This window comes from Rhodoferax sp., from assembly GCF_028714215.1.
In the GTDB taxonomy this organism is placed as follows: domain Bacteria; phylum Pseudomonadota; class Gammaproteobacteria; order Burkholderiales; family Burkholderiaceae_C; genus Rhodoferax.
Window position 1 is genome coordinate 186671 of record NZ_JAQTMS010000002.1, and the last position, 10257, is coordinate 196927.

Genomic DNA, 10257 nt, shown 5'->3' on the forward strand with positions numbered 1-10257 from the left:
ATCACGACTCCAGCAACTCGAAGCTGGTCGAAATTTCGGCTGTCTTGGCCAGCATGATGCTGGCCGAACAGTATTTTTCGTGGCTCAGGGCGATGGCTCGCTCCACAGCGGCAGCGGGGATGGCCTTGCCGGTCACCGTGAAATGCATGTTGATGCGGGTGAACACCTTGGGGTCCAACTCGGCACGCTCGGCCGTGAGCTTGACAGTGCAGCCGCGCACCTCAAAACGGCCACGTCTGAGAATCAGCACCACGTCGTAAGCGGTGCAGCCGCCGGTGGCGGCCAACATCGTTTCCAACGGTCGCGGCGCCAGGTTCAAACCACCCATTTCCGGCTTGTCGAGGTCCGGCGCACCATCCATCACCAAGGTATGACCACTGCCGGTTTCGGCCACAAACCCCATGCCGGAGCGTGTACCAAGCGCTCCGGTCCAACTGACTGTGCATTCCATGATATTGATCGCCTATTGCTTTGAAGTCTGGAATTGTCGCCTCTAACAGGCGCTTATCATGGAGGCTCCATGAAGACGCAACACCTCCAACCCGCTGACTACCTGAAAAAAATTCTCACTGCCCGCGTCTACGACGTGGCCGTGGAGACGCCTCTTGAACCGGCCAAGGCTTTGAGTCGACGCCTGCACAACACTGTGCTGCTGAAACGCGAAGACCAGCAACCGGTGCACAGTTTCAAGCTGCGTGGCGCCTACAACCGAATGGCGCACCTGACCCCCGAACAATTGGAAAAAGGCGTGATTTGCGCTTCCGCTGGCAACCATGCGCAAGGCGTGGCGCTGAGCGCCCAGAAGCTGGGAACGCGCGCCGTCATCGTCATGCCGACCACCACACCGCAAGTCAAGGTGGATGCCGTGCGCCACTTTGGCGGCGAGGTGGTGCTGCATGGCGACAGCTACTCCGACGCCTACAACTTTGCCACGACACTGGAAAAAAAGCAGGGGTTGACCTTTGTCCACCCGTTCGACGACCCGGATGTGATTGCCGGCCAGGGCACCATTGCCATGGAGGTGTTGCGCCAGTTGCAAGGCCATGGCTCGAATCGGCTGGACGCCGTGTTTGTGGCCATCGGTGGTGGCGGGCTGATCTCGGGTGTGGCCAATTACATCAAGGCGGTGCGGCCGGAGATCAAGGTCATTGGCGTGCAGATGAACGACTCCGATGCCATGACGCAATCGGTCGCGGCCAACAAGCGGGTCACGCTGCCCGACGTCGGGCTGTTCTCCGACGGCACCGCGGTGAAGCTGGTGGGAGAGGAAACCTTTCGCATTTCCCGCGAACTGGTGGACGAGTTCATCCTGGTGGACACCGACGCCGTGTGCGCGGCCATCAAGGATGTATTTGTCGACACCCGCAGCATCGTCGAGCCGGCCGGCGCACTGGCGGTGGCGGCCATCAAGCAGTACGTCACCCGGCACAAGACCAAAGGCGAAACCTACGCGGCCATCTTGTGCGGCGCCAACATGAACTTTGACCGCCTGCGCTTTGTCGCCGAACGCGCCGAGGTGGGGGAAGAGCGTGAGGCCTTGTTTGCCGTCACCATTCCGGAAGAACTCGGCAGCTTCAAGCGCTTTTGCCAGGCGGTGGGCGATTTGCCCGGTGGTCCGCGCAATGTGACGGAATTCAACTACCGTATCAGCGACTCGGCCCGCGCCCACGTGTTTGTCGGCCTGACAACCCATGGCAAAGGCGAATCCACCAGGATCGCAGCCAATTTCACCAAGCATCGTTTCGAGACGCTGGACTTGACGCACGACGAACTGGCCAAGGAGCACATCCGCCACATGGTGGGCGGCCATTCGAAACTGGCGCAAGACGAGCGCCTGTTGCGCTTCATCTTTCCCGAGCGACCCGGTGCCCTGCTGAAGTTTTTAAGCCTGATGCGCCCGAGCTGGAACATCAGCCTGTTTCACTACCGCAATCAGGGTGCTGACTACGGCCGTATCCTGGTCGGCCTACAGGTGCCGAAATCCGACTCCGCCGCTTTCGACAAATTCTTGAAGACGCTGGGCTACCCCTGGGTGGAAGAAACCGGCAACCCGGTGTACCGCATGTTTTTGCAGACATGAGCGCCTCCCTCAACGGCAAGCTGGTGGTGGCGATTTCATCACGCGCCTTGTTTGACTTCGAACAGGAAAACGAAGTCTTTGAACAAAACGACGACCGCGCTTACATGGCGCTGCAACTGCAGAGACTGGACCTGCCCGCCGAGCCGGGTGTGGCCTTTTCGCTGGTGAAGAAATTGCTCGCGTTCAACCAGGCTTCAGCCGATCCACTGGCGCAACCGGTTGAAGTGGTGATCCTCTCGCGCAACGACCCGGTTTCGGGCATGCGCGTATTCCGCTCGGCCCAACATTACGGCTTGCCGATTCAGCGCGGCAGCTTCACGCGCGGGCAGTCCCCGTGGCGCTACCTCAAACCGCTGCACGCCAACCTGTTTTTGAGCACCCATTTGAGCGATGTGCGCGCCGCACTGGAAGCCGGCGTGCCGGCGGCGCAGGTTTATCCGCAATCGGCCCATGCCGGTGACGCCTATCCTTTTGAGGTGCGCATTGCTTTTGACGGTGACGCCGTGCTGTTCAGCGACGAAGCCGAACGGGTCTACCAGTCCGAGGGCCTGAGCGCATTCCAAAAGCACGAACAGGACAAGGCACAGCAACCGCTGCTGGCCGGGCCTTTCAAACCGTTGCTGGCGGCACTGCAACGCCTGCAAAAAGAAGGCACGCCCAACATGCGCATTCGCACCGCCTTGGTCACCGCCCGCAGCGCGCCGGCCCATGAACGCGCCATTCGCACCCTGATGGACTGGAATATTGAGGTCGATGAGGCCATGTTCCTGGGCGGGCTGCCGAAAGGCGAATTTCTGCGTGAGTTCGAACCCGATTTCTTTTTTGACGACCAGACCGGGCACGTGGACTCGGCGTCCCGGCATGTGCCCTCGGGCCACGTGGCAAGCGGCGTGTCCAACGATTGAGCACACGCTACCACTCGAAAAATGGGGTAGTCCTTCGCGGCTGTCGATACAAATTGCTCCGTGCAGACTCGGCAAATTTTTTCGACGGGCACAACCAACGAACCCCATGGCATCAACTTCAGGGGTGCCGGCCAAAACGCAGAAAAGCCACCCGAAGGTGGCTTTTCCTGGCGCTGTAAACAGCGCGGGAGCGCGCTCAGAAGCTGTGCCGCATGCCGAATTCGTAACCGGTACTGCTGCCGCCGGGAGCCGTAACGGCATTACCGCCGCCAACCGTGAACTTGGTGCCGGTGCCGTCGTTGCTGACCTGGGAGTAGTTGGTGTACAGCGCCGTGCGCTTGGACAGGTTATGGACGTAACCGACCGCCCACTGACTTGCGTCATTGGCGACGGCGTCTGCCTTCAAGGTGGTGTAGGCAAAACGTACTTCACCCTTGCCAACCTTCCACTGCGTTCCCACCATGTTGGACGTGGTCTTGGTAACACCCACTTCGTTTTTACCCCACAGGTACATCAGCTTGGCGGGTCCAACCAGGTAGTTGATGGCAAAGTTGGTCTGGGTGAAGTCGCCGGTGGCGTACTTTGTCGTGCCAGATGCGAAAGCCAGATTGAGCGGTCCGGCGGCATAGCCGATACGTGCACCCAGATAGTTCCCGTCGTCCACCGTAGCCCCGGCGTTGCTGGCTTGCTCGCCCATGGCGTACATGAGCTGGCCGTAGACGCCGCCCAATTTTGAGGGGAGAAGATAGCCGATTGAATTGGAGGCCCGCACGTTGGTACGTGCCGTAGTGCCGCCTGTGTTGACCTGGTAGAACAGTTGGCCGGCATTGCCGACACCATTGGTGCCAAACGGGTGCATCGCCACCGTCAAGTTGCTGAAACTGGGTACGTAATCGCGTCCGAAACGGACTTCGCCCCAGCTGCCGAGCAAGCCCACAGTGGCGCGGCGCCCAAAGGTCAAACCGCCACCGCCAACTGAATCCTTGTTGGTGGTGCTGGTGGAACCGCCGGTGCCGTTGTCCGGACTCACCGCCGCCTCCAGCCAGAAGTTGGCCTTTAGCCCGCCACCAAGATCTTCGGTACCGCGAAAGCCAAGCCGACTGGAAGTATTGCCGTCAGGATTTAGCGCGGAAACCGAGCCGGAGCCGCTGGCGCTGGTGTGCAGGTAGCCCAAGTCCAACAGGCCGAATACTTCAACCGTCTGGGCTTGCACCAGCCCGGTAAAAGTTGTCAGGGCGGCCAAGGCGAAGACGGGATGGAGGCGAGCCTGCAGGACTCGGGTCAGGGTGGCGTTGGGTTTCACGGGATCTCCTAGGTTGAGGTATGGGTGGACGGTACCGTAGCCTAGCTTTCAATCCGCTTTCAATCCCCCAAACCTAGGGAAAGTACCGATCTACAAACGAATATCGTCATATCTTTCCTCACCAAGTGGCATGCGGCAAGCAGCGGCCAGCCCGCTGCCCGAGCACCGACTGCTGATGTCGCAAGGTTCTGCCGGCATCTGTGATTACATCCAGTATCATTAATGCCATGGTGAAAGAAAAGACCCATTATGTTTGCTCCGACTGTGGCGGCAGCAGCCCCAAATGGCTGGGCAAATGCCCTAGCTGCGGTGCCTGGAACACGCTGATTGAATCACTGCCGGAAAGCACGACGCCAGCCAAAAACCGCTTCGCCTCACTGGCCAAGACAGCCGAAATTGCCACCCTGGGAGAGATTGACGCCGTTGACATGGCGCGCACACCGACCGGCCATGAGGAACTGGACCGCGTGCTGGGCGGCGGCATGGTCGAAGGCGGTGTGGTGCTGATCGGTGGCGACCCCGGCATTGGCAAATCGACCCTGCTGCTACAGGCCCTCGATTCGTTGCAACGCAGCGGGCAAAACACCTTGTATGTGACGGGCGAAGAAAGTGGCGCCCAGGTGGCACTGCGCTCGCGCCGCCTTGGGCTGAACAACAGCCAAGTGAAGGTACTGGCCGAGATCCAGTTGGAGCGGATTCTCGCCACGCTGGATGCCACGCAACCCGACATCGCCGTCATCGACTCGATTCAAACCGTTTACTCCGATCAACTCACCTCGGCGCCGGGGTCGGTAGCGCAAGTGCGCGAATGCGCGGCGCACCTGACACGCTATGCCAAGGCAAGCGGACGCTCTGACGGAGCCGCCCGTGGCCGGGCGACCTGCATTGTGCTGGTTGGCCACGTCACCAAGGATGGTGCGCTGGCCGGGCCGCGCGTGCTGGAGCACATGGTGGACACCGTGCTGTACTTCGAAGGCGACACGCACAGCAGTTTCCGCCTGGTGCGCGCCATCAAGAACCGCTTCGGCGCGGTCAATGAGATTGGCGTCTTTGCCATGACCGAGAAAGGCCTCAAAGGGGTGTCCAACCCAAGCGCCATTTTTCTGAGCCAGCATGCCGAGCCGGTGCCCGGCAGTTGTGTGATGGTCACGCTGGAGGGCACTCGCCCGATGCTGGTGGAGATTCAGGCGCTGGTGGACAGCAGCGGCCCGTCGCCCAGGCGGCTTTCAGTGGGTCTGGACAAAGACCGTCTGGCCATGTTGCTGGCGGTATTGCACCGCCATGCCGGCGTCGCCTGCATGGACCAGGATGTCTTCGTGAACGCCGTGGGCGGGGTGCGCATCAGCGAACCAGCCGCCGACCTGGCAGTGCTGCTGGCGATCACTTCCAGTCTGCGCGGCAAACCTCTGCCCAAGGGCTTCATTGCCTTTGGCGAGATTGGCTTGGCCGGCGAGGTGCGACCCGCGCCACGCGGCCAGGAGCGCTTGCGGGAGGCCGCCAAGCTGGGCTTCAGCGTTGCTGTGGTGCCCAAGGCCAATGCACCGAAAAAACCGATCGAGGGGCTGACGATCCACGCGGTGGAGCGCGTTGAGCAGGCACTGGAAGTGGTGCGCTCGCTGGCGTAACGCGGAGCGTGGGGGCTAATTGTGCGCCGCGCCGGGCCGCCCCAAGCAAGCACAGCCCCCCGTGGGGCTGAGCCCTGCGGCTCCGGATGTGCCCGCGCACATCCGGACAGGGCGAAGGGCCGCTGCTTCTGGCAGCGGCGTGTCCAGCGTAGCACACGAAGTGGCAAGCGTGGGGGCTCACTTTCACTCGCGCACGATGGTGTGGCCTGAGTTCTTCACCGGGTCGCCCGCCTTCAGACCGGGGTCCTGGTCAAAATTGAAACTGCGGGCGTGACCGTCGGCATATTGCACGCTGACCGTCCACACCTTGTGGGTTTTTATCTTTCCCTCAATCTTCTTGCCGGCATAAGCGCCACCGGCGGCACCAGCCACCGTGGCCAGGTCTTTGCCCAGACCACCACCCACCTGGCGACCCAGCAAGGCACCGGTGACGCCACCAGCGATCACGCCGACGGCGCTGCCTTCGCCTTCTTTTTCGGTGACTCTGACGGCCGACACCTTGCCGCAGTCCGGGCAGGCCGCCTTGCCAGCCTGCGCCGGGCTGGAGGCTGGCGCAGCGGCGGCCAATTGCGCCTTGGCGCTGGCGAGGGCCTTGTCGTACTCTGCTTTGGCGTCGCGCCGGCACTGTAGACGGGCATTGGACGAACTTTCGTCATTGCAGAGTTTTTTATCCTCCGTGTAGCGCGTCTGCGCCTTGTTGCTGTCGGCCGCGTACTGGGCTTTCGGCGTCAACGGCGTCTGCGCAACAGCTGTGAAGGCCAGGCCCGAGAGCAACAAGCCGCCGGCCAGTATCAAAAAGGGTTTTGCCATTGTCTGCTCCTGATTCAAGAAAGATGAAATTGCCACATTCCGTTCGAGGACTGGAATAACAGAATAACGCGAGAGTGGCACAAAGCCGAGAGTCAGGGTTGATAACCATCAACCCCGCGCGAACCAGCGCCAGAAGCAGTATGCCGGCAGCGGCTCCGCCGTTTCTTAAGAAATGTTTAATCTGCGCTCCCTACCATGGTATTCCACGGAGGTGCCATGCACATTTTGACTTCTTTCTCACGCGTTTTGATCTTGGCTGGCGCGGCTTGCCACCCCCAAGCGGCACAGGGCCATTTCAATGAGCATGACATCCGGTTGCCAAAGTAAAAATGGCTAAAACAAGAACAAAAATCCTGGTCTGGGATGCTCCTGTGCGGGTGTTTCACTGGCTGCTGGTGCTAAGTTTTACCGGCGCTTATCTGACTGCCGAGAGTGAGCGCTGGAGCATGGTGCACGTGACTTTAGGCTACACCCTGGGAGGGCTGCTGGCGTTTCGTATTCTCTGGGGCTTGATCGGCACGCGCCACGCACGCTTTGCCAGCTTTGTGCGCGGTCCCCTGGCCGTCATGCGGTATGGGCGCGCCCTGTTGAACGGCCGCCCCGAGCAGCATGCCGGCCATAACCCGGCCGGCGCCATGGCGATTGTCGGGCTGCTGCTGTTGAGCGCCGCCACGGTCGCCACCGGCTGGGCCATCTGGAACAAGCTCGGCGGCCGCTGGATCGAGGAGCTGCATGAAGGCGTTGCGGGCTTCATGCTGGCGCTGGTCGGCGTGCATCTGGCGGGAGTCGTACTGACAAGCTGGCTGCATCGCGAAAACCTGGTGCGCTCCATGCTGAATGGCAAAAAAATGGGCGCCTCCGAGGACGGTATCCGGCGCGCCTGGCGTCCACTGGCGCTCGTCATCTTGCTAGGCGTGCTGGGCTTTTGGTGGCTGCAATGGCACAGCGCACCGTCGCGCACTACATCCGGTGGCGGGGCCGCCGCCACGAAAAATGCAAAATACGCCTCTCATCGCCATGACGATGATTAGTTGTCGCCATGCGATTCAAGGCGACTGAACCACCCTGGAGTTTTTGATGCGCATTCTGCTGGCTGAAGACGATCCGATGTTGGGCGACGGTCTGCGCGCAGGCTTGCGCCAGCTTGGCTTCCAGGTTGATTGGGTGCGTGATGGCGGCGCTGCCGAACGCGAATTGGCGTCGGGCGACTATGCGGCAGCCGTGCTCGATCTCGGTTTGCCTGTCAAGGACGGGATTGACGTATTGCAGTCCCTGCGGACACGCAAAATCAGTACCCCGGTGCTGGTGCTGACGGCGCGTGACGCCGTGCCCGACCGGATTCGCGGCCTGGACCTGGGGGCGGATGACTACGTGATCAAACCGGTCGACCTGCATGAGCTTGGCGCGCGCCTGCGCTCCCTGGTGCGCCGCTCGCATGGTCAGTTGCAAGACGCCTTGCGTTGTGGCGCAGTGCTGCTCGACCCCTCCGCCCGACAGGTCACTCTGGATGGCGAGGCAGTGCCCCTGTCAACACGGGAATTTGATTTGTTGTACGCCCTGATGCTCAATGCCGGGCGCGTCATGTCGCGCGAGCAACTCGAGCAAAAACTCTATAGCTGGGGCTATGAAGTCGACAGCAATGCAATCGAGGTCCACATCCACCATTTGCGCCGCAAGTTGCACCCCGATCTGATCCAGACCGTGCGCGGTGTTGGCTACACCGTGATGCGCCCCCCGGAGAAGACATGAAGCGTGAACGCCGCCTGAAATCCCTGCAGGCGCGCCTGTTGGCGCCTCTGCTGGTTCTGCTGACCATAGTCTGGCTGGGCACCGTGCTCCTGACCTGGTTTGACGTCCGCCATGAACTCGATGAATTGCTCGACGGTCATCTGGCCCAAGCCGCGGCGTTGCTGGTGATGCAGCAGGCTGGCGAGAGCCATCGGGAGAGCGTGGACGATGCGCCTTCGCTGCACAAGTACGCCCCCAAAGTTATATTTCAGGTGTTTCACGAAGGGCGTTTGATGATGCGCTCGGCCAATGCCGGCGCGACACCGATTTCAAGCCATGAGCATGGCTTTTCAACCGAACGTTTGGGCAACGGGGAGTTATGGCGCGTGTTCGCGACGACGGGAGCCGAAAGCGATGTCCAGGTCTATGTCGGTGAGCAGACCGGATCGCGCGACTCCATTCTTCTGGCCGTTCTACAGGGCGTGCTGTGGCCGCTGGCGTTCGCCTTGCCGCTGTTGGCACTGGTTGGCTGGTGGGCGGTACGCCAGGGGTTGGCGCCCTTGCGCCAACTCAGTCATTTGCTTGGTCAAAGGCGTCCGCAGGCCCTGGAGCCCTTGCAAATTGACGGGCTGCCGTCCGAAATGACGCCCATGGTGCAAGCCCTCAATGCCTTGTTCGAGCGCATCAGCTTGATGATGGTGTTCGAGCGTCGTTTCACCGCTGATGCCGCACATGAACTGCGCACGCCCATCGCCGGCATCCGGGCCCAGGCGCAAGTGGCCATGGGCGCAACTGACGATCCCGCACAACGCGACCATGCCCTGCAAGCCACCCTGGCCGGCTGTGATCGGGCCACGCGTTTGGTCGAGCAACTGCTGACGCTGGCGCGGCTGGAAGAAGCGCCAGTCACTGCCACTACCGCGGTGATGGATTTGAGTGCGCTGGCACGCCGTGTGGCAGCCGATCTGGCACCGACCGCACTGGCCCGGCATCAAACTCTGGAACTCGATGCCGTCGCCCCCTGTGCAGTGGCCGGTTCCGAGATGTTGGTCAGCATGATGCTGCGCAATTTGATCGATAACGCGATCCGCTACAGCCCGCAGGGGGCACGGGTCTGGGTCAGTGTGGCAACCGAGTCCGGGCAAGCTGTGTTACGGGTGCAGGACAGCGGCACGGGCATGACGGAGCCGGAAATGGCACGACTGGGTGAACGGTTTTACCGCGTGCTGGGGAGCGAGCAGCCAGGCAACGGCCTGGGCTGGTCAATTGTCAAAAGAATTGCCTCTGTCTTGGGCGCACAGGTTCAGGTCAGAAGATCGGAGATGCTGGGTGGACTGGCGGTGACGGTACAGTGGCCCCTCAAGCAAACTGGCTAAGAACTTGTCCCCGAACCTGCTCGATCGGTTGTCGACAAAGTTCCACCCCGCTTCTGCCCGCCTCGCAATCACAGTTAGTAAAACATCAACCCATGCAATTTCAAAAAATACTTTTCCCGCTTGCCGGTGTGTTGCTGGTCGCCGCCGCTTACCGGTCTTACGGTTGGGCGGGTGTTGCGATCACGGTGGGCTTGCTGGTGATGTGGCTGCTGCTGCATTTCACCCGCGTGATGCAGGTGCTCAAGCGTGCGGCCAACCGACCCATCGGTTATGTCGATAGTGCGGTGATGCTCAACGCCAAACTCAAGCCCGGCGTCACTCTGTTGCATGTAGTGGCCATGACCAAGGCACTGGGTGAACTCAAAAGCGTCAAAGACGTGCAGCCTGAGTCGTACCGTTGGACCGATGGCACCGAGTCGTATGTGAACTG

General features: G+C 61.1%; 10 protein-coding genes. 7 read left to right on the plus strand and 3 right to left on the minus strand.

Annotated elements, in window-relative coordinates; genetic code table 11:
• Position 1 precedes the first annotated feature (1 nt).
• On the minus strand, positions 2-451 hold the full coding sequence (locus PHS32_RS01915) for an OsmC family protein (RefSeq protein WP_301077061.1): 450 nt from the start codon (positions 449-451) through the stop codon (positions 2-4).
• A 69-nt stretch (positions 452-520) separates the two neighbouring features.
• Between PHS32_RS01915 and ilvA the strand changes: the two genes are divergently transcribed.
• Positions 521-2080, plus strand: coding sequence for a threonine ammonia-lyase, biosynthetic (gene ilvA / locus PHS32_RS01920; RefSeq protein WP_301077062.1), 1560 nt, complete (start codon positions 521-523; stop codon positions 2078-2080).
• Positions 2077-2985, plus strand: a complete 909-nt coding sequence (locus tag PHS32_RS01925; RefSeq protein ID WP_301077063.1) for a 5'-nucleotidase — start codon at positions 2077-2079, stop codon at positions 2983-2985. The genes ilvA and PHS32_RS01925 overlap by 4 nt, the downstream gene beginning before the upstream one ends.
• 196 nt (positions 2986-3181) lie before the next feature.
• Here PHS32_RS01925 and PHS32_RS01930 read toward each other — a convergent pair whose 3' ends face one another.
• The gene (locus PHS32_RS01930) at positions 3182-4288 is read right to left on the minus strand and encodes a porin (RefSeq protein ID WP_301077064.1); all 1107 of its coding nucleotides are present in this window, start codon (positions 4286-4288) and stop codon (positions 3182-3184) included.
• A 227-nt stretch (positions 4289-4515) separates the two neighbouring features.
• Here PHS32_RS01930 and radA point away from each other — a divergent pair, with 227 nt between their 5' ends.
• Complete coding sequence (gene radA, locus PHS32_RS01935) at positions 4516-5913, plus strand: DNA repair protein RadA (protein ID WP_301077065.1); 1398 nt, start codon at positions 4516-4518, stop codon at positions 5911-5913.
• Between the two features lie 183 nt (positions 5914-6096).
• Here the strand turns inward: radA and PHS32_RS01940 are convergent, their stop codons facing one another.
• On the minus strand, positions 6097-6723 hold the full coding sequence (locus PHS32_RS01940) for a glycine zipper 2TM domain-containing protein (protein WP_301077066.1): 627 nt from the start codon (positions 6721-6723) through the stop codon (positions 6097-6099).
• A 329-nt stretch (positions 6724-7052) separates the two neighbouring features.
• On the opposite strand from PHS32_RS01940, the gene PHS32_RS01945 reads away from it, so the two are divergent.
• From PHS32_RS01945 to PHS32_RS01960, 4 genes are all read left to right on the plus strand, one after another.
• Positions 7053-7754, plus strand: coding sequence for a cytochrome b/b6 domain-containing protein (locus PHS32_RS01945; protein WP_301077067.1), 702 nt, complete (start codon positions 7053-7055; stop codon positions 7752-7754).
• A gap of 46 nt (positions 7755-7800) precedes the next feature.
• On the plus strand, positions 7801-8472 hold the full coding sequence (locus PHS32_RS01950) for a winged helix-turn-helix domain-containing protein (RefSeq protein WP_301077069.1): 672 nt from the start codon (positions 7801-7803) through the stop codon (positions 8470-8472).
• Complete coding sequence (locus PHS32_RS01955; RefSeq protein WP_301077070.1) at positions 8469-9827, plus strand: ATP-binding protein; 1359 nt, start codon at positions 8469-8471, stop codon at positions 9825-9827. The genes PHS32_RS01950 and PHS32_RS01955 overlap by 4 nt, the downstream gene beginning before the upstream one ends.
• Positions 9828-9919: 92 nt before the next feature.
• Positions 9920-10257 (plus strand): glycerate kinase (locus PHS32_RS01960; RefSeq protein ID WP_301077071.1); only part of this gene is annotated, 338 nt, incomplete at its 3' end.

Bases quoted from the DNA above. Each gene is read 5' to 3' on its own strand.
- PHS32_RS01945 (WP_301077067.1), top strand. From the start codon at position 7,053: ATGGCTAAAACAAGAACAAAAATCCTGGTCTGGGATGCTCCTGTGCGG.
- radA (WP_301077065.1), top strand. From the start codon at position 4,516: ATGGTGAAAGAAAAGACCCATTATGTTTGCTCCGACTGTGGCGGCAGC.
- PHS32_RS01950 (WP_301077069.1), top strand. From the start codon at position 7,801: ATGCGCATTCTGCTGGCTGAAGACGATCCGATGTTGGGCGACGGTCTG.
- PHS32_RS01925 (WP_301077063.1), top strand. From the start codon at position 2,077: ATGAGCGCCTCCCTCAACGGCAAGCTGGTGGTGGCGATTTCATCACGC.
- PHS32_RS01940 (WP_301077066.1), bottom strand. From the start codon at position 6,723: ATGGCAAAACCCTTTTTGATACTGGCCGGCGGCTTGTTGCTCTCGGGC.
- PHS32_RS01955 (WP_301077070.1), top strand. From the start codon at position 8,469: ATGAAGCGTGAACGCCGCCTGAAATCCCTGCAGGCGCGCCTGTTGGCG.
- PHS32_RS01915 (WP_301077061.1), bottom strand. From the start codon at position 451: ATGGAATGCACAGTCAGTTGGACCGGAGCGCTTGGTACACGCTCCGGC.
- ilvA (WP_301077062.1), top strand. From the start codon at position 521: ATGAAGACGCAACACCTCCAACCCGCTGACTACCTGAAAAAAATTCTC.